The sequence below is a fragment of the Promicromonospora aerolata genome (assembly GCF_042682255.1).
In the GTDB taxonomy this organism is placed as follows: Bacteria; Actinomycetota; Actinomycetes; order Actinomycetales; family Cellulomonadaceae; genus Promicromonospora; species Promicromonospora aerolata.
Genome location: NZ_JBHUHF010000001.1, coordinates 2,721,374 through 2,740,655, shown reverse-complemented (window position 1 = coordinate 2,740,655; position 19,282 = coordinate 2,721,374). Strand labels below are relative to the sequence as shown.

The following is a 19,282-nucleotide window of genomic DNA, read 5'->3' as shown; positions in this document are numbered from 1 at the left end:
ACGGTGCCGAGCCGCACGTTACGGGTCGCTGACGGTGCCGAGCCGCACGGAACACGTGTATCGGAGCGTGTGTGGACTCGTATCTTTCGGTTGGTGTCCGGTGTGGACGGACAGGTTGCGGTTCGGCACGGCGGGTGAGGACCACTGAGCGGTCGAACCGCAGGTTACGGGTCGCTGGTGCTGCCGAGCCGCACGTTACGAGTCATCGCGAGTGCCGAGCCGCATGGAGCATGTGTATCGGAGCGTGTGTGGACTCGTAAATTTCGGTTGGTGCTCGCTGTGTACGGACAGGTTGCGGTTCGGCGCCGGTGCACCGGCACACCGGCCTACGTCCCGCACCGCCGTACGCCCCGCATCGCCGCACCTCCGGGTGGGTGGCCCACTGGTGCCAGGGGTGCGCGCGGCAGTGTGCGGCCACTTTCCGGCGGTCTGTCCCGGGCCAACGCGTCGGACTCGTGGCATCTTTTTCCCACTTCCCGACGCTTTCGGCTATTGCCAACATCTCCTTGTGCGGTTCGGAGCTCCGGACCGGAAAACCTTGGGTCGCCCGGCGACCCTGTGGAAGGAGAATGGTGATGAGAAGAGCGTCTGCGCTTCTCGCAGTGTTCGCGTTGATGGCCTCGATGCTGGGGGCCGTGGTCGGTGTGGCGGTACCTGCGTCCGCCGCCGCGCGTGACGGGAACTGTGACAGCGGCGAATTCTGTTATTACTACAACAGCGGCAATGCGGGGTCCGTGTCGGACTTCACCGGGTCGGTCTCCGACTACGGCACCACGCAGCCGTCGTGCTACGACTTCAAGAGCTCCGGCTCGGGCCAGGGCGACTGCATCAAGAACAATGCGGCCTCGGTCTGGAACCGGTCCGGCGAGACGGTTCGCGTCTATTTCAACACCGGCTACGGCGGCATTTATCAGAACATCGGCCCGGGATACAAGGGCCAGCTCAGCGCCGAGCTCTACAACAACAATGCCTCGCACCAGTTCGTCGGCACGGCGGGCACCGACACCGGGGCGCGCAGCGGCACCTGCGAGGGTGGCGAGTTCTGCTACTACTACAACAGCGGTAATGCGGGTTCCATCTCGGACTTCACCGAGTCTGCCGGCAGCTACGGCGACGCACAGCCCACGTGCTACGACTTCAAGGGCGCGGGGGCCGGTCAGGGCCAGTGCATCAAGAACAATGCCGCGTCCGTCTGGAACCGGTCCTCGATGACCGTGCGCGTCTACTTCAACAGCTACTACGGGGGCTCGTACCAGGACGTCGCCCCGGGCTTCAAGGGCCAGCTCAACAGCACGGTCTACAACAACAACGCCTCGCACCAGTTCGTCGGCGCCTCGACGCCCGGCGGCGGTTCCCGCAGCGGTACCTGCGAGAGCGGTGAGCTCTGCTACTACTACAACAGCGGGAACGCGGGGTCCATCTCGGACTTCACCGACTCGGTCGGTGACTACGGCACCACCCAGCCGTCGTGCTACGACTTCAAGGGCGCCGGCTCCGGTCAGGGCGAGTGCATCAAGAACAACGCCGCGTCCGTGTGGAACCGGTCCAGCAAGACGGTCTGCGTCTATTTCAACAGCTACTACGGTGGCTCCTCGCAGGAAGTGGCACCGGGCTTCAAGGGACAGCTGAACGGCACGCTGTACAACAACAACGCCTCCCACAAGTTCATCACCACCGCCGACTGCCCGGTCGCCAGCGGTGGCGGCGACCCGGGCGACGGCGGCGGCGGCGACACCAGCGGTGACTACGCGGAGAAGGTCGAGCGGGTCATCCAGGCAGCGCTGTCGCAGACCGGTCAGGGCCTGAGCTACTCCTGGGACGGCGGCGACAGGCACGGCCCGGGCTACGGCGTCTGCTGCAGCCCCAGCGGGTACGACGACCGCAACCGGTACGGATTCGACTGCTCCGAATACATGAACTACGCATTCTGGCAGGGCGCGGGCATCTACCTCGGCACCTACACCGGTGCGCAGGTCAGCAAGGGGACGCGCGTCTCGATGAGCAACCTGCAGCGCGGGGACCTGATCTTCTGGGGCGGCTACTCGAGCACTTACCATGTCGCGCTCTATCTGGGCAACGGAAAGATGCTGGAGGCGGCGCCACCTCGCACCTCGAACAGCGTGCACGTCACCAATGTGTACGGCGGTGATTTCGGGATCCGCGTGAACATGTGATCCTCCTGCCCGCCTGAGCAAGGTGCACGACTGGGCAAGGTGCCCGACTGAGCAAGGTGCACAACTGAGCAGGCATGGTCCTGCCACCGAATGCGGTGGCAGGACCGTGCCATTTCTCGTAGCGGCGGCAATCATCGCTCAGGCACCTCCGTGACAAGGCGATTCCCTTGTTGTGCGGCGGTGGGCGGGAAAGGATCGAGCCAGAACGAGAGGCCAGAACCCAGAAGCCGGAAAGCCCGCATCGAATGGAGAATCATCGTGCAGCTCAAGCCCGTGCGGCGTATCGCCGCCGTCGTCCTGACCGCCGTCCTGCTCGTCGGCGCGGGTCAGGGGGTGGCCAGCGCGTCGGACCCCCAGTGGGAGTCGGACCCCCAGTGGGAATCGACACCGCTGTCCGCCGCTCGCCCCTGACGTTCGATGCGCGTCGTCAGGATCACCGTCGAGGCGCCACCCGCCGCGGCCTGGATCACGCCGGCGCAGGTGGTCGAGGCCGTCCGGGCCGTGGCCGTACCGCAGGACGAGCTGATGCACGTCTATGTGGGCCCGCTGCCCGCCGGTCTGGGTGTGGTGCTCTTCCTCCTGGTCCCGGTGGAGCGCGCGGCCGCGACCGGGTGCCGTCTCGTCCTCGCCGCTGCCGACTCCCTCGGCCTGCCGGGCTGGACGCTGGGGACGGTCAGGGTGGGCGACCCGGAGGGGCTCAGCTGAGGTCCGCCGGGTCCAGCCAGCCGCAGTCCAGCGCTCGGGCTCCGGCCTGAAACCGGCTGCTGGCGTCCAGGCGCTCCATGAGGTTGCTGCTCAGGCGTCGTACCGTCCGGAGGGACACACCGAGCCGGCGCCCCGCGGCCTCGTCCGTCGCCCCCTTGGCCCACAGACGGAGCAGCTCGTGCTCCTGCACCGACAGGCCGTCGTCGTCCTGCCGCCGGTCCGCGCCGAGCGGGGTCGCCGAACGCCAGGTCTGCGTGAACAGGGCCATGAGGGCGGCGACGACGCCGGGCGAGGTCATCACGACCGCACCGGAGCCCGACTCGGTGTCCGTCAGGGGAACCATCGCGTGGTCCTGGTCGATGATCTGGAGGCGCACGGGCACGGTCGCGGCCAGCCGCACCTCGGCGCCGTTGTTGCGCAGCCAGGTCGCGTGGTCCCAGGTCGCCTGGTCGTTCCGGATGCTCTCCAGGTAGACGGTGCGCATCCGTACGCCCCGGTCCAGCAGCGTCTGGCTCAGCGCACGGCTCGACCCGAGCGCGCGGGACGATGTCGCCCGGGTCGGCACGAACGTGCACAGCTCCTGCGTGCACTGCCCGGTGAGCGTGACCAGGCGGTCCCGCGCTTCCTCCGCGGTCTCGAGCACCTCGACGTCCGGCCCCTTGCGCACGTTCTGCAGCTCGGAGACGAGGCGGGCGAGCGCGACCCGGCCTTCCTCGATCTCCTGGTTGCGCCGTGCGACGTGCGCCTGCTCGCGGGCCAGCAGGGCGGCGAGCCCGACCTCCGGGCTCACGGGACGCACGCCGTCGTCACCTGCCCACGAGTCCTCGACGAGCATCAGCCGGGACAGCTCGTCGAGCGCGGTGCGGACGTCCGCCCCGCTGATGCCGAGCGTGCACGCGATCTGGTCCGGACCCGCGTCGCGATCCCGCAGCATCTGCAGGTAGACCGACTCGGCCGTGCCGGACATTCCCAGGCCTTGCAGCATCCTCTGCCTCCCGATCGAACGGACGAACGGGACCCCGGGTGACCGCCCCGGTGTCGCATGTTTGCACAGGGTGCCGGGCCGGGCCAGGGAATCGCCCGGAATTCATCCACTGCCCGCTTTATGGTCCTGACCTGCGCGTTCTCCGTCCAAACCGGGAAGAGCAGGCCTGAGGTCCCCGGCGTCAGGTCAGGGGTTGAGCCCGTGCTGGTAGGCCCAGATGGCGAGCTGGGTGCGGTCGCGGGTACCGGTCTTGTCGAGCATGTTGCCGATGTGCCACTTCACGGTGTTCTCGCCGAGGTTGAGCTGCACCGCGATCTGCTTGTTGCTGAGCCCTTCCGCCAGGGCGGCGACCACCTCGAGCTCGCGGTCCGTGAGGAGCGTGGCGAGGCTCTCCGACGGCGCCGCGCCCGCCGGGCCGCTGCTCCGCGCGTACTCGGCGATGAGCCGCTCCCGCACCGCGGGCGACTGCAGGGCGCTGGCGTTGACCGCCGCGCGGACCGCGGCAGGGATGTCGCCGGGGTTCTTCTTCAGCAGGTAGCCGACGGCGCCGCGCTCGAACGCGCCGTAGATGTACTCGTCCAGGTGGAACGTGGTGAACACGAGCACGGGGACGGGGTCGTCGACGCCGGGGCCGCTCAGCGCCGCGATGGCGTCGAGGCCGCTCCCGCCGGGCATGCGGAGGTCCATGAGCACCACGTCCGGCTTCAGCGCCCTGGCCAGCCGGACGGCGTCGACCCCGTTGCTCGCCTCGCCGGCCACGCGGATGTCGGGGGTGGTCGCGAGGAGGAGGCGCAGGGACCGTCGGACGCTCCCTGCGTCGTCGACGACGAGTGTCGTGATCACGTGGTCGCGCCTCCCTGGCGACGGGTCTGACCCTCGCCGACGTCGGTCCGGTGCGGCGGATGGGGCAGCAGTGCCTGCACCGCCCATCCTCCGCTGTGCCGAGGTCCGGTGCGCAGGCTCCCGCCGACGGCGGCCAGCCGGTCGCGCATGCCCTCGATCCCGTACCCGAGGCTATGGGGTGGGACCTCGGGACCACCACGGTCCCGCGGGCGGCCAGCGGGTGAACTCTCGTTCTCCACGCGCAGCAACAGGCTCGTTCCGTCGTCCGCGAGCGTCACCGTGACCTCCGTGCCCGGTGCGTGCTTGCGCGCGTTGCTCAACGCCTCCTGGACCACGCGGTAGGCGATGTGTCCTCGCATCGGGCCGAGCCGCTGGTCGATCTCCGCCAGACCGGGATCGTGCTCGAGCGTGACGGTCACCTCGGCGGCGTCGTGGTGCTCGGCGACCAGGTCGGCGACCTGGGTGACGGTGTGCTGGCCGGAACCGTGCCCCGGTTGGGGCGACCCGGCCTGCGTGCGGTCCTCCTGCCGCATCTGCGAGACCATCCGTTCGAAGCCCTGGTAGAGCTTCTGGCCCTCGTCGCGGATCTGCGCCATCAGGTGCGGGTCCGCCGGGACGCCGGCCGCCGCACTCGCCTCGGCGGCAGTGCTGAGCGTGAGGAGCGCGGCGAGGTGGGCCGACGAGGTGTCGTGGAGCTCCTGCGCCACGGTGCGCCGGGCGGCCGCGACGGCGTCGGCCGTCCGGTGCGCCTCGCGGCCGGCGATCTCGTGGGCGAGGGCGGCGATGTGCTCGGCCCGGTCGCGCAGCTGGGCGTACCAGGCGCCGAGGAGGGCGGGCACGCCGACGAGGCCGACGGCGGTGAGCGCGCACGCCACGACCACCGCGGGCGTCCGCCACCCCGGCGCGCCCAAGGCCGGGTAGAGCGCCTCCACGGCCAGCAGCACCCCGGACAGCAGCAGGACGAGCACCGCGACGAACGCGCCGCGTCGTCGTCCGGAGCGCTCGGCGGCGTAGCTGAACACGGCCAGCAGCACCCCGGGCTGGAGCAGGAGGGCGTCGGCCCCGCCGATCAGCAGCGTGGTGGACCACAGCACGAGCGAGGCGACCAGCGTCCCGAGCGCCTGCCGGCGGAGCCAGTGCAGCCACGCCGCCTGGAACGCGACGATCAGCACGACGGTGGTGACCCGCCAGTCCTCGGTCTGCGCGCTGTGTACTGTGCCGGTCTGGCCGAGCAGCGTGAGTGCCCCGAGGTAGGCGGCGATGTTGGCGACCAGGAGCACGGCGACGACGTTCCGCCCCACCCACCGGGTCAGCCCGAGCAGCGCGGCGGGACGGGGGGCGGTGCCCCCTCCGATCGGGTGGTCCCTGCCCCCTCCTTTCGGGTGGTCCCTGCGTACCCGGTCGGCGCGCCGAGACCTGCGGACGGCACGCCGTACCACGGCCGGTGACGCCGAGAACCGCGACATCTCGCCGACCTCCGGACGCCCTTCCGGCGCCGTCCACCTGGTGTCCATCTTGACCCCGCCGTCCGTCAACCTGTTCGCCGCATTCACGTTGTTTGCCCGCCGGGTTGGCCCGTGATGATGATGCCATCGTCCGAACCGGCGCCGAGCTGAGCGTTCCGTCCGATGGCGCAGGGCACCACATCCCGCGGCGCAGAGCCGCGGTCCGGTCAGGAGATCCTCACCATGAGCCCCGACCCCGACGACCCCGTGCGTGAGCCACGGGAGAGTTCCACCGCCAACCCGAGAGACGCCGCCGTCGCCGAGCTGGAGCGGCAGCGCACCGAGCTGCGTGAGCTCGGCCTGGAGACGTCGCCTGCCCCGCGTGACGCCCTGGTGGACCCCACCCGTCCGCTGGTGAGCCGCAGCGGCTGGCAGGACACGACCTTCCGGGTCGCCGCCCACTCCGGCGGCACGCTGGTGCTGCTGATCATGACGCTCGTCGGCGTCTTCCTGCTGTGGCGCGGCGCCCAGGCGATCGACGTCGCCGGCTGGGACTTCATCACGGAGCAGGACTGGGAGCCCAACTCGGGCAGGTTCGGGATCGCGGCGGTGCTGTTCGGGACCGTCGTGATCGGCCTGACCGCGATCAGCGTGGCAGTGCCGCTGGCACTCGTCACCGCCACGTACATCACCGAGTACGCACCGGGGGCGATCAAGCGGTTCCTCATCGGCGTCATCGACCTGATGGCCGCGATCCCGAGCGTCGTGTACGGGCTCTGGGGCGCGTACTGGCTCGAGGGCAACCTACTGCCGGTCGCGGAGTGGGTCTCCACGTACTTGGGCTGGATCCCGATCTTCGCCGTGTCCCAGTTCGACCCGGACGACCCGCTGGCGACCCCCACGGTGTTCACCGCCTCGGCGGTCCTCGCGGGGCTGATCGTCGCGATGATGGTCGCGCCCATCTCGGCGGCGATCATGCGCGAGGTCTTCGACCAGGCCCCGGTGGGGGAGCGGGAGGGCGCACTGGCCCTCGGCGCCAGCAAGTGGGGCGTGATCCGCAACGTGGTCTACCCGTTCGGGCAGGGCGGGATCATCGGCGGCACCATGCTCGGCCTCGGCCGGGCGCTCGGCGAGACCATCGCCGTCTACCTCGTGATCAGCCCGCTGTTCGTCATCAACTGGCAGGTGCTCAGCACCGGCACCAACTCGATCAGCTCGCTCATCGCCCTCAAGAACGGCGAGGCGAACGACTTCGAGGTGTCCGCCCTCATGGCCGCGGGGCTGGTGCTGTTCCTCATCACCATGCTGATCAACTTCGTCGCCGGATTCATCATTCAGCGTTCCCGATCGGGCGCTGCGAGCTGAGGGCACCATGACCGTCACCGAGACATCCCAGGGCGCCCGCCGCGCCGACCGGCCCGGCCGGTACACCCGCACCCACCTGCCCGGACGGGACGGGCGCATCACGCCCGCCCGGCCAGAGGCCCAGCGCGAGCTGTCCGGCCTGCGCCGCGAGGACGTGCTCCGTGTGGTCGGTGCCGCCGCGGCCGGCGTCGCCACCACCGCCTGGCTGTTCACCCAGGTGCTGCCGTTCCAGGGCGCACTGCCGTTCGTGCTGATCGCCTACCTGTTCTTCCTCGGCTTCTTCGTGGTGCTGATCAGCTTCGACGACGACCGGATCACCATCAAGGACCGGGTCGCGGGCGTGCTCATCCACTCCGGCGCCATCGTGCTGCTGCTGGCCCTCGTGGTGGTCGTGGTCTTCGCGCTCACGGAGGGCCGGCCGGCGTTCATGCAGGCCAACTTCTGGACCCAGGACCTGTCGCTGGCCGGTCCGCTGGACCCGCTGGACGTGGGCGGCATGGCGCACGCCGCCGTCGGCACGCTGATCATGATCTCGCTGGCCCTGGTGATCTCGATCCCGCTGGGCCTGCTGACCGCGGTGTGCCTGGCGGAGTTCCCGAGCCCGTTCACGCGGATCGTGCGCACGGTCACCGAGGCGATGACCGCCCTGCCGTCGATCCTGTGCGGCCTGTTCGTCCTGGCCACCTACATCCTCATGTTCGGCGCGCCCAAGTCGGGCTTCGCCGCGTCACTGGCCATCACGATCATGATCCTGCCCATCATCATCCGGTCGGCCGACGTGGTGCTGCGCCTGGTGCCGCAGACGCTCAAGGAGGCGTCGTTCGCCATGGGCGCCAGCCACTGGAGCACCATCTGGAACGTGGTGCTGCCCACCAGCAAGTCGGGCCTCATGACGGCGGTGGTGCTGGGGACGGCGCGCGGGATCGGCGAGACCAGTCCCATCCTGCTCGTCGCCGGGTACACGACCTACTACAACTGGAACCCGTTCGACGGCCCCATGGTCTCCCTGCCGCTGGCCACGTTCACGCTGGTCAAGAGCCCGGAGCCCTCGCAGATCGCGCGCGGGTTCGGCGCGGCGGCGGTGCTCATGGTGCTCGTCTTCCTGCTGTTCGCGCTCGCCCGCCTCATCGGTGGCAAGGGCGCCGGTGTGCTCAGCCCGGGTGGCGCTCGCCGGGCACAGCGCGCCTCCGCGCGCTTCGCGGCGCGCTTCCGGAGCAGCGGTCCGACGGCGGTGGTGGAGCCGGCTCTGGGTGCTCCGCCCTCCAGCGCGCCGCCATCCGCCGCACCGCCGTCGGACGAAGAAACTCCCACCGATGACAAGGAGGACGGACGATGACCGCCACCACCACGCGCCGCGCTCTGCGCGTGCGTGCACTGATCGCCGGGCTCGGCGTGCTGCTCGTGATCGGGGGCGCCGTCGTGCCGGCGGGTGCCGCCTCGGGCGCCACGCCACAACAGGTGGCCGCACGGCAGGCCGGGCAGCAGGTCGTCGCACCCGCCGCCGTCGGCAAGGTCCACGCACCGATCAACGGCGCCGGGTCCACCTGGTCGGCCAACGCGCTGCAGCAGTGGATCCGCAACGTCTGGTCCAACTACCAGTGGAAGATCACCTACTCCGAGTCGGGCTCCACGCAGGGCCGCAACAGCTTCGCCAACGGCACGGCGGACTTCGGCGTCAGCGAGATCCCGTACGCGATCGCCAACTCCAACGAGGGCGACGTACGGCCGGAGCGCGACTTCGCGTACATGCCGATCGTCGCGGGTGGCACCGCCTTCATGTACAACCTCCAGGTCGGCGGCAAGCGGGTGACGAACCTGCGGCTCTCCGGCGAGACGATCGCCGAGATCTTCACGGGTGAGATCACCCGCTGGGACGACCCGAAGATCAAGGAGGACAACCCGCAGCTCGCGCTGCCGGGCATCCCGATCGTGCCCGTGGTGCGCTCCGACGGTTCGGGAGCCACCGCCCAGTTCTCCATCTGGATGCGTCAGGAGCAGACCAGGGTCTGGGACGCGTACTGCGGCAAGGTGGACCGTCCGCTGGTCAACGGGCACTGCGGCGTGACGTCGAACTACCCGGTGGCGCCGGGCTCCGGATTCGTCTCGCGGGCCGGGTCGAACGGTGTGGCCGGATACGTGGCGCAGTCCCACGCGGTCGGGGCGATCACGTTCGTGGAGTACTCCTACGCGCTCAACAGCGGCTTCCCGGTGGCCAAGATGCTGAACAACTCGGGCTACTACACGGAGCCGACGGCGGCCAACGTGGCCGTCGCCCTGCTGCGGGCCAAGATCAACGAGAACAAGTCGTCCCCCGACTACCTCACGCAGAACCTGGAGGACGTCTACACGTTCAACGACCGGCGCGTGTACCCGCTGTCCAGCTACTCGTACATCATCCTGCCGACCTCGCAGGACGCCGGGTTCTCCCCGGACAAGGGTCTGACGCTCGCCGACTTCGGCGCCTACTTCCTGTGCGAGGGGCAGCAGCAGGCAGACACGCTGGGCTACTCGCCGCTCCCGATCAACCTCGTCAGAGCGGGTCAGACTCAGATCCAGAAGATCCCGGGCGGTGACCCGGTGATCAAGGGGATCAACGACTGCAACAACCCGACCTTCTCGCCCGACGGCACCAACCGGCTGGCCAACGAGGCCCCCTACCCACCGGCCTGCGACAAGAAGGGGCCGACGCAGTGCACCACGGGCACGGGCGGGTCCAAGGACACACCGACGACGCCGTCCGGGGGCAACACTGCCGGGGGTGCTGAGGGCGGCGACGGGTCGGATGGACCCGACGACGGCGGTTCGGGCACCACGGGGTCGGACGACAACGGGCCAGATGGTGGGTCCGACGCCGGCCCGGGCGGAGGTGGCGGGTCCGACGGCGGTCAGGGGGAGGCCGCGGAGGGCGGTGGCCCGGGCGGTGGGGCGGACGGCGGCGGTGACGCCGAGGTGGTGGAGGAGAACGCGGAGCCGGTGCTGGTGGCCGCGACGCCGCAGTCCTTGCCGGTGGCCGGGGGCGGGCTCGTCTCGCAGCTCGGGATGGTCGGCCTGGGTCTCGTGATGATCCTTGCCGCGGTGCTGCCGCCGGTGGTCGGCAAGCGTGCGCGGACGGCGCTGCCGGTGTCAGACCGGCGCGGGATCCGTACGCCCGCGGGAGGTGCGTTCACGTGATTTCTACGGGTATTTCGACGGGACTGTTCGGTCCGGATAAAAGTGCGATCAGTCAGGGTCGCAAGAAGGCACGCGCGAAAAATGCCGGAGAGGGTGAAATGCGTTCTGGGTCGCGACGGAATCTCTGTTTCGCGGCCGGCGAGGGCGTTTCGACCGAGTCGGCTAGCCCCCTCCTTTCGGGTGGTGTCCTGGGCGGACGCCCGGCTCACCTGGCGTGTCGACGTACGGCAGACGGTCGCACCGCGGCGCGTCATCCTGCCGTTCTGGGGGCGGCCGAACCGTGTTGTTCATATTCCGTCCGCCATGGTGTCGCCATTCATCAACGGCCTGTGCACCCGTCGAATGGTTGTCATTCACGACTGCCGGCAGCAATGCTTTCCCCGTCCGGTCCGGTGCGAGCCGGAGACACCGCGAACGAGTCGAACGGAGAACCCCGATGAAGCTCCGCAGCCGCGCGATCAGCGTGCTCAGTGCGGTCGTCACACTGGCCTCGGCCGGTGGGCTCGTGGCGCTGTACGTGCCGTCGGAGGCACGGGCGGCCGGCGAGACGGAGTCCGCGGTGACGGTGGAGTGGGCCGGAGGCAACGGTGACCTGCAGCGCTTTCAGCCGGACCGCTCCGGCATGGTCGACGACGCGGACGGGTCGGGGCACTGGGACGACTTCAAGGACCTCGAGGTCACGGTGTCGCAGACGGAGGGCCTGATCGATCAGGCGATCACGGTGTCGGCCGCCGGCATGCCACCGACCGAGCGAGACTTCGGGGCCGGTGGAGTCCGCAACTTCCTGCAGGTCATGCAGTGCTGGGGTGCTGACCCGAACGACGCCGACTTTGCCGAGACCTGCCAGTGGGGCGGGTTCCACCCCGAGGAGGTCGGAGGGGCCGAGGCGCTGACATCGGTGACCAGCGTGTTCACGGGGAACGCGTTCAGTGTGGTGAACCGCGGTGATCGCCTGTTCCGGTCGGTCGCCGGTCAGGAGAACGAGCCGACCGACGTTCCCGTCCCCGGTGGTGGTGTCCAGACCAACACGGGTCTTGGCGCCTTCTTCAACGCGTCGAGCTCGAACGAGCTCCCGTTCGTGCCGATCGCCGCCGATGGCACCGCGGAGGTCGGCTTCAACGTCCAGTCGGGTGCGAGCCAGCCGTACCTGGGATGCGGCGACCCGGAGGCCGCAGGAGAACGGTGCTGGCTCGTCGTCGTGCCGAGGGGTGTCCACTCGGGCTCCTTGGCCGACGGCACGAACTGCGGCGCCGCGAACGCCGCGAACAACGAGTTCGGTGGTACGCCCGCCGTCCAGATCGGGTCACCGCTGTCCGAGGCGTGCAGCTACTGGGACGACCGCGTGGTGGTGCCGCTCGACTTCCTCGACCCGTTCCAGGCCTGCCCGCCCGGCTCGGAAGAACGTCGGCTGGCGGGCAGCGAGGCGCTGGCCGAGGCCATGAGCTCCTGGCAGTCGTCCCTCTGCGCGGGCGACGGCGCCACCTACAGCCTGAACACCAATTCGGGCAACCTGGTCCGGTCTCAGCTCCTGACCGGGCAGGTCGATCTCGCGGCCGTCTCGGTGCCGCTCCGTCCGGGCACCATCGGGCAGGCTGACCCAGGACTCCTGGACGAGGCCGACCTGGGCTACGCCCCCCTGGTCAACACGGCGCTGACCATAGGGTTCATCGCCGACGGTGACGACGGGACGGTCTACGACGAGCTACGGCTCACGCCCCGGCTGATCGCCAAGATGCTCACGCAGTCCTACAAGTACGACCTGCCCCGGCAGTCGAGCGCCAACACCGTCCCCAACAGCAAGTCGTTCGAGGCCCTGACGTCCGAGACGGTCGTCGAGGACGAGGAGTGGGTCGCGCTGGGCAATCCTTCGATCTTCAGCAACGCGGCTCGCGCCTCGTGGGTGGTCTCGGGTCCGCGGGGTGACGATGCGATCAGTCTCCTGTGGGCGTACGTGCAGGCGGATGCCGACGCGGTCGCGTACCTGCGCGGCAAAGCGGACCCGTGGGGCAACGTGATCAATCCCTCTTACCTTCCGGCCGGTCACCCGCGAGCCGTGGGGGGAGGCTACTCGGCGGATCTGTCTCGTGAGGCGATCGACATGTTCCCCAAGGCCGACCAGTCGTTGTATCCGGACGAGCCGACCGCGGCCGCCCAGCACCGGAGCCTGCAGATCGACTCGACCAGCTATTCGCCCTACTCCGAGACCCTCGAGGCCAACGCCCAGCGGATCGCCAGGGCCGACCGGAAGATGACCAACACCTGGGACCCGACCAAGTTCGCCGGAATGGAGCAGGGAGTCTGGACCGACGGCGGCGGACCCGACCTGCCCGGGTCCCCTGTTGGCCGGCTGATCCTCGGACCTGCCCTCGCCCCGTCGTCCGAGCTCTACCAGCTGCGCACGGCGAGCCTGGCGCTCCCGACGGACGAGCCGACCACTGCGGAGACGGTGGGGTCGGAACGGGAGTTCGTCGCCTACGGCGAGCAGTCGGTCTCACGTGCGCTGGAGGCGGCAACCCTCGACGAGCGCGGTCTGACGACCATCGATATGACGTCGTTGCCGGACGGTGCCTACCCGCTGACCACGACGATCAACGCCGCCGTCGACCTGGCCTGGGAGCGCGTGCTGCCGACGGCCTACCCGGCGGAGCAGCAGGCGCGGACGGACTACGCGGCCCTGCTCGAGTACGCGGCAACGGACGGCAACGTGGTGACGGGCGAGCGGGGCGGCCTCCCTGAGGGGTACGTGCCGCTCACGGCTGAGCAGCAAGAGGCTGCGCTCGACCTGTCCGGTCGCCTGCTTGCACCGCCCCCGGAGCCCGGGTCAGGCGGCGGCGGGCCGGACGGCGACGGTGCGGACGGCGGCGACGGATCCGGCAGCGGGAAGGGCGCACCTGGGAACGATGGGGGACCGGGGGACGATCCAGCGGACACCGCCGCTACGGTGCCGGTGCCGGAGGACGGCGTCGACCCAGCGGGTGGAACACCGTCGCCCGAGCCGGACGGCGCCGGTGGACCGAACAGCGCCTCCACCACGCAGAACGAGGCCGCCGTGACCGAGGCCACCGCACCCCTGGGCGCGTCGGTCGCGCTGGGCGGCACGCTCGTCGCGGGGCTGGCCGGCATGGTCGGCGCCCCGTTCCTCCTGCGGCGACGCGACGTGAGCGGCTGATCCCGCAGTCGAGCTGCACGCACAACTCCACACAGGTTTCCCGTCCGGGCAACACCCCCGCCCGGACGTGGAAGGCCCCTCACCCGGGGCGCGAAACCAAGGGTGAGGGGCCGTGTCCGCAAGGACACCGGGTCGCACGCGACCTTTGGGGGGACACCCTAGATGGAAAGGCAAGCCATGTCTATGCATCACCTGCGCGGAGCCCGTGTGCTCCTCGCCGGCGCCGCGACAGCTGCGCTTCTCCTGGGCGGGGCGCTCGGCGCCTCGGCTGACCCGATCGACCCGAACACCGGCCTGGTCGACCTCGCACGCCCGGTCGACGGCGTCGGCTCCGACACGACGCAGGACCTCAACAACGGCCTGGCAGCCGTGGTCGTCGACGGCTCGGGCCAGTCGGTCCTCGGCTCGTGGGACGCCACGGGTTCCTCGATGATCCAGACCCGGACCGGCGGGGCGAACTTTGCCCGGCCGAACGGCTCGGGCAGCGGCGTCAACGCGCTCAAGGCGGCCAAGACCGGCGGCGTGTGGCAGGGCGTCACGCTGAGCCCCGAGGACATCATCTTCGCGCGCTCGTCCAGCGCACCGTCGTCGCCGGTGGCCAACGGGGCGTACTCGTACATCCCCCTCGCCGTCGACGCGGTCACCTATGCCTCCGCCACCGCGGGCGTCCCGGACGGTCTGACCCGGGCCGACCTGACGGCCATCTACCGCGCCTCGAACGACCAGGACGTCACGCTCAGCGACGGCCAGACCTACACGATCGGCACCGAGTCGAACGCCGACGCCGACATCGTGCCGTTCCTGCCGCAGACCGGCTCGGGTACCCGTTCCTTCTTCGTCGGCGCGCTCGGCCTGAGCGAGTCCACGATCGGTTCGGCCGTGGCGTGGAACTACTCCGGCGGCTCCGTCCAGGAGCACGACGGTGCCGCGCTCGCGGCCGTGGACGGCTCGATCGCGCCGTTCTCGATCGCGCAGCACATCGCCCAGGGCAACGCGGGCACGCTGTCCGGCCTCTACGGCGTCGACGTGCAGGACCGCCGCCACGGCGCGGTGCTGCACACCGTCACCGCCAACGGTTCGGCGGTCTCGCCGACCAACCCCAACGGGTCGCTGAACACCGCGTTCCCGATCGCCCGCCCGGTGTTCACCGTGGTGCAGCACGCCGAGATCGCCACGAACGCGAACCTCGAGTCCGCGTTCGTCGGCGCCGCCGGTGACGTCTACACCGCCACCTCGGACGCCGGCACCTTCACGATCGAGGACTTCGGCTTCGGTTCGATCATCAACCGTGACACCGAGGTCAACGGCGTCACGATCAACGGCACGACCTACCGCGCCGGCGACGCCGAGTCCCTGCGCAGCAACTGACGGAACACGTCAGCTTCGGCTGATCGGGTCGGTGCGCCCTCTGGGTGGGCACACCTGACCGTTCCACGCGTCGCCCCGGCGGGACCACCCGTCGGGGCGACGCCCCGGTCGCGCTGTGCGCGCCGGTCCCGCCAGCCCGACCGACGACAAGGAATGACAATGCGAAAGTTCACGGCCCGCCGCACGGGCCTTGCCCTGGCCACCGCTCTGGCGGTGGCGCTCCCCGGCCTCACGGCGACGACGGCGGAGGCGCTGGCCCCCGGCCTCGACCCTGCCGACCGCCTCGGCGCGATCACCTTCGACGTGACCGAGGGCGCAATCTCCTCGGCGGGTGCACCACAGCAGCTGACCACGGTTGCCGGGTGCCCCGAGGGGTTCCGGCGTTCCTCCCGCGTCCTGTTCGTCTGGTCGGACGGCACGTGGGACCGGTTCTCGAACCACTCTCCCGCACTGACGCATGTCTCTGCCGCCGAAGGGTCCGGCCTGGACGGCGCGGCGATCGATCGTCGAAACCCCGCCGATACGACCGACTTCTCCCTGCGCTACGCCTCGCGGTGGAACACGACGGGCTTCACCGGTCAGAACTTCGACGGGCACAGCGGAGCCGCGACCTACGTCATCACGTGCGACCCGGGACAGGAACCGGACGGCACCTCCCCGGCCTATACGGATGGTGTGGGCGACTCGAAGTACTTCTCCACCGATGTGCGCATCACGTGGAACGACGGCGGCTACGGCGGCACCGGTACCTGGGAGGTCATCCCCGACGCCCCGGTCGAGAAGGCGGACACCACCACCACGCTCACCCCGACCGCCGGCAACGACGGGTCCGTGACGCTCACGGCCGCGGTCGCCCCGGCCGCCGCGACCGGTGACGTGACGTTCACGAACGTCGGTACGGGTGCCACGGTCGGCACCGGCGCCGTCGAGGGCGGCAAGGCGTCGCTGAACGTGGCCGACCTGGAGGCGGACACGCAGTACACCTTCCGCGCGCAGTACGCGGGCGACGCCCTGCACAACGCCTCGACGTCGAACGACGCGATCGTCACCACGGTGGGCGAGCCGATCCCGCCGCAGGACACCCAGGTCACGGTGACCATCCCGGCGTCGGCCCAGGGGCTGCGGTTCACGGTCAGCCCCGACGGGGTCGCGCTGTCTGCGGCCGAGCTGGAGGGCGAGGAGTTCGTCGCCACCGGCACGCTCAAGGAGGTGCGGGTCACCGACACGCGGTCCGAGCGCAAGCAGTGGACCCTCAACGGGCGGTCCTCCGACTTCGCCGGTCCGGGCGAGGCGACCATCGACGGCTCGGCCCTGGGCTGGAAGCCCGCGCTGGTCGGTGCAGGCAACGCGGGTACGGCGGGCGCCGAGGTCGTGCCGGGCACGGGCGGCGGGCTCTCGTCCGACAAGCCGCTCGCGCAGGCGCCGGACGGGGTCACGCAGACCGAGACCCGGGTCCAGGCCGGGATCACGCTGAACGCGCCCGCCGACACCCCCGCCGGTGACTATGCATCGACCCTCACCCTGACCCTCATCTGAACCTGTTCCGCACCTGGTCCGACGCTGATCTGGCCACCTCCGGCCGTCGGCTCCCGCAGCCGGCGGCCGGCGCTGCTGTCCCACGTTCTTCCGTGCGGGTACCGTCCCCAGCCCGCATGCGAAGGCCCCCCACCCGAGGCTCGAACCAGGGTGAGGGGCCGTGCCCACCGGGCACAGGTCGCTCGTGACCTATGGGGTGAATTCTACGACAAAGGTAGGACTCATGTCGCACATCACTGTCAGCCGGGTGGCCGGAAGTCTCGCGGCCGCTCTGACCTTCGTGCTCGGGGCCGCCGTGGCCGCCCCGGCCGCGCAGGCCGTCAACCCGGTGCTCGACACCGACAACCGTCTGGGTGGCATCACCCTCGACGAGACCGTCGGGGAGATCTCCAGCTCCGGCGGCCCGCAGTCCCTGACGACGCAGGCCGGGTGCCCCGAGGGCTACCGAGGCTCGTCCCGGGTGCTCTTCATCTGGCCGGACGGCACCTGGCCCACGCAGCTCAGCTCGACCAACACCGGTCTCCCCGCCCTGGTGAAGGTGGCCGGCTCGCCGATCGAGGGCTCCGGTCTCGACGGCAACCCGGTCGTCCGGACCGGCACGTCCGCCTCTCGCTGGGCCGCGTTCGGCTTTCCCGCCGACCGGTTCGACGGCCACAGCGGCGTCGCCACCTACGTGATCACCTGCGACCCGGGTGACGCGCCGGCCGACACCTATCCGCCCGCCGGTGACGGCGTGGGGGCCTCGAAGTACTTCTCCGTGGACGTCCGCCTCGCGTGGAACGACGCCACGAACACCGGCACGTGGGAGATGGTCAAGGAGGCCACCACCACGACGCTGACGGCGAAGGCGCACTGGAAGGCGGCCACGCTGACCGCCGAGGTCGGCCCGGAGTCGGCCACCGGCACGGTCACGTTCACGGACGTCGCCACCGGCAAGACCGTCGGTACCGGCACCGTGACCGACGGCGTCGCGTCGCTGCACGTGACGGGTCTGAAGCCGTGGAGGACGTACACCTTCCGCGCGCAGTACTCGGGTGACGCCCAGCACGACGGTTCCACGTCCAACCGGGTCCGTGTGAGCTACTGACGGCCTGACCGCCAGCTGATCCTCTCGGGGTGGTCCTGGTCCGCACCCAGCGGGCCGGGGCCGCTCCATATGGTCTGTTCTTCGCACGTATGATCCGGCGGCAATTCTTCGACAGATCGGAGCGAGCCCACCACGATGAGTTCGTCAAACTATTCCGCCCCTGACTCTGCTGCCCGCTCCGAGATGGTAGGTGGCGTTTCATCGCTGATCGACCTGCTTGGTCGGTACGATGAACGTGCCGCTGTCGAATGGCGTGAAGATCGACTCGGGCCTGAAGTTCGGCATGATATTTCTTGGGATGGGAGGGTTGATGGACAAGAACCTGGTTGATCCATCGCCTGAGGCTGCGCAGCGAGCAAATGCCGAGCTCTTCGCACTGGCGGACCGTCTTTACCAAATAACAGATCCGGCAGATCCTTCAGCCTGCTATCAGCTCGTCTTGGAAGGCTTCTGAGGGCTGCCTGCCAGGGCCGGTTGGCTCTCGGGGGGTGAGATGCGTTCTTGACCGAGCTGTTGGTGTTCGAGCGCGCTCTAGATGATCTGATGCCAGAATTGACGCTCTCGAAACTGAGTTGCATAGATTGAGGTGGTCGGCGGTGGGCGCTGATGATGGCGAAATCTATTCGCGAGTTGACTCGATCGAGAGTCGTGAAGACCTACGGCAGTTTGTTGCTGCCCTGAATGAGGATCTCAAAGACCACCCCGGGTCATGGGAGAACGTCACTCTCGAAGCGCACCTAGAAGTCCTTGCAGAACTCCTTGAATCGGCTGATGTCGTCTACGAGAACCTCGGCAGAGAAATCCCGGTCCAACCGACCTGGAGACTCTTCGGGGAGCCGCTTCTAGCGTCGAAGTATTACGAGTAGCCAGATATGGGCCGTGCTGCGGTCGACCGCGCCCGCGTGGGCACAGGTGTCCAACTGCTCGAAATCGCTCGGCATCCTTGCGTGTCCAGCGACCGTTTTACGTCGAAGAGGGCCCGTGTGAGCTGCTAGCGCGCTAGTTGTCTGTCGCCCCTCCAGAGGAAGCCTCGGTCTGCGTCGAGCGGCCGGGACATCTCGCCATCTTCCGTCCTCGGGCGGCTCGCTGGGGTTGCCCCGTCGCGGACGGACCGGTCGGCCGGTTGCCTCGAAGTCAGCGCCTGGGATGGGCTGTTCGGCGGCGAGTGTCAGGAGGCTGCCGACCTCGGTGCCTGCGACTTCGGTCGCTTGTCCTGCAGGTCTCGTGACTTCGGTCCCTTGCTCTGAGATCGGTCAATCAAACGACCGATCTGAGAGCAAGAGACCGAATCCAGTGTGTGGTGTGGTGCAAGGGCGGGGAATCACCCCCTCCATTCGGGTGGTCCCTCGGCGCGCGACCGGGCCCGCCGCCCGCCGTCGGACACCACGCGGCCAGATCAGCAGAGGGTAAAAGCCCAGGTCAGCGCGGTCACGT

At 69.5% G+C, this 19,282-nt stretch carries 15 protein-coding genes; 12 read left to right on the top strand and 3 right to left on the bottom strand.

Translation table 11 applies throughout. The features are described 5' to 3' along the window. Nucleotides 1-575: 575 nt before the first annotated feature. The 3 genes from ACFSL2_RS12385 (at nt 576) to ACFSL2_RS12375 (ending at nt 2,879) form a co-directional block, all read left to right on the top strand. On the top strand, nt 576-2,174 hold the full coding sequence (locus ACFSL2_RS12385) for a peptidase inhibitor family I36 protein (RefSeq protein ID WP_377198151.1): 1,599 nt from the start codon (nt 576-578) through the stop codon (nt 2,172-2,174). Nucleotides 2,175-2,432: 258 nt separating this feature from the next. Next, complete coding sequence (locus tag ACFSL2_RS12380; protein WP_377198150.1) at nt 2,433-2,585, top strand: hypothetical protein; 153 nt, start codon at nt 2,433-2,435, stop codon at nt 2,583-2,585. Between the two features lie 6 nt (nt 2,586-2,591). After that, nucleotides 2,592-2,879 (top strand): hypothetical protein, encoded by a 288-nt coding sequence (locus tag ACFSL2_RS12375; protein ID WP_377198149.1) that lies wholly within the window; start codon nt 2,592-2,594, stop codon nt 2,877-2,879. On the opposite strand, the gene ACFSL2_RS12370 is transcribed toward ACFSL2_RS12375, so the two are convergent. From ACFSL2_RS12370 to ACFSL2_RS12360, 3 genes are all read right to left on the bottom strand, one after another. Further along, nucleotides 2,872-3,846, bottom strand: a complete 975-nt coding sequence (locus ACFSL2_RS12370; protein ID WP_377198148.1) for a LuxR C-terminal-related transcriptional regulator — start codon at nt 3,844-3,846, stop codon at nt 2,872-2,874. The two genes, ACFSL2_RS12375 and ACFSL2_RS12370, sit on opposite strands and share 8 nt — an antisense overlap. Nucleotides 3,847-4,050: 204 nt before the next feature. Further along, the gene (locus ACFSL2_RS12365; RefSeq protein ID WP_377198147.1) at nt 4,051-4,707 is read right to left on the bottom strand and encodes a response regulator; all 657 of its coding nucleotides are present in this window, start codon (nt 4,705-4,707) and stop codon (nt 4,051-4,053) included. Continuing rightward, nucleotides 4,704-6,221, bottom strand: coding sequence for a sensor histidine kinase (locus tag ACFSL2_RS12360; RefSeq protein ID WP_377198146.1), 1,518 nt, complete (start codon nt 6,219-6,221; stop codon nt 4,704-4,706). Before ACFSL2_RS12360 ends, ACFSL2_RS12365 begins: the two co-directional genes overlap by 4 nt. Nucleotides 6,222-6,395: 174 nt before the next feature. On the opposite strand from ACFSL2_RS12360, the gene pstC reads away from it, so the two are divergent. The 9 genes from pstC to ACFSL2_RS12315 all read left to right on the top strand — a co-directional run bounded on the left by pstC (nt 6,396) and on the right by ACFSL2_RS12315 (nt 18,714). Then, nucleotides 6,396-7,517: a phosphate ABC transporter permease subunit PstC gene (gene pstC / locus ACFSL2_RS12355; RefSeq protein WP_377198145.1), complete on the top strand. Its 1,122-nt coding sequence runs from the start codon at nt 6,396-6,398 to the stop codon at nt 7,515-7,517. Nucleotides 7,518-7,524: 7 nt separating this feature from the next. Continuing rightward, nucleotides 7,525-8,853 (top strand): phosphate ABC transporter permease PstA, encoded by a 1,329-nt coding sequence (gene pstA / locus ACFSL2_RS12350; protein WP_377198144.1) that lies wholly within the window; start codon nt 7,525-7,527, stop codon nt 8,851-8,853. Beyond that, nucleotides 8,850-10,688, top strand: a complete 1,839-nt coding sequence (locus ACFSL2_RS12345; RefSeq protein ID WP_377198143.1) for a phosphate ABC transporter substrate-binding protein PstS — start codon at nt 8,850-8,852, stop codon at nt 10,686-10,688. Before pstA ends, ACFSL2_RS12345 begins: the two co-directional genes overlap by 4 nt. Nucleotides 10,689-11,124: 436 nt before the next feature. Continuing rightward, entirely contained in the window at nt 11,125-13,857 is a 2,733-nt protein-coding gene (locus ACFSL2_RS12340) for a hypothetical protein (RefSeq protein ID WP_377198142.1), read from the top strand. A 177-nt stretch (nt 13,858-14,034) separates the two neighbouring features. Further along, nucleotides 14,035-15,225 (top strand): substrate-binding domain-containing protein, encoded by a 1,191-nt coding sequence (locus ACFSL2_RS12335; protein WP_377198141.1) that lies wholly within the window; start codon nt 14,035-14,037, stop codon nt 15,223-15,225. 159 nt (nt 15,226-15,384) lie between these two features. Continuing rightward, nucleotides 15,385-16,761, top strand: a complete 1,377-nt coding sequence (locus tag ACFSL2_RS12330; protein ID WP_377198140.1) for an Ig-like domain-containing protein — start codon at nt 15,385-15,387, stop codon at nt 16,759-16,761. 223 nt (nt 16,762-16,984) lie between these two features. Then, the gene (locus ACFSL2_RS12325) at nt 16,985-17,848 is read left to right on the top strand and encodes an Ig-like domain-containing protein (protein WP_377198139.1); all 864 of its coding nucleotides are present in this window, start codon (nt 16,985-16,987) and stop codon (nt 17,846-17,848) included. A gap of 229 nt (nt 17,849-18,077) precedes the next feature. Continuing rightward, a complete protein-coding gene (locus ACFSL2_RS12320) occupies nt 18,078-18,302 on the top strand; it encodes a hypothetical protein (protein WP_377198138.1) in 225 nt (74 codons plus the stop codon). A 142-nt stretch (nt 18,303-18,444) separates the two neighbouring features. After that, nucleotides 18,445-18,714 (top strand): DUF7660 family protein, encoded by a 270-nt coding sequence (locus tag ACFSL2_RS12315; RefSeq protein WP_377198137.1) that lies wholly within the window; start codon nt 18,445-18,447, stop codon nt 18,712-18,714. The last annotated feature ends 568 nt before the right edge of the window (nt 18,715-19,282 follow it).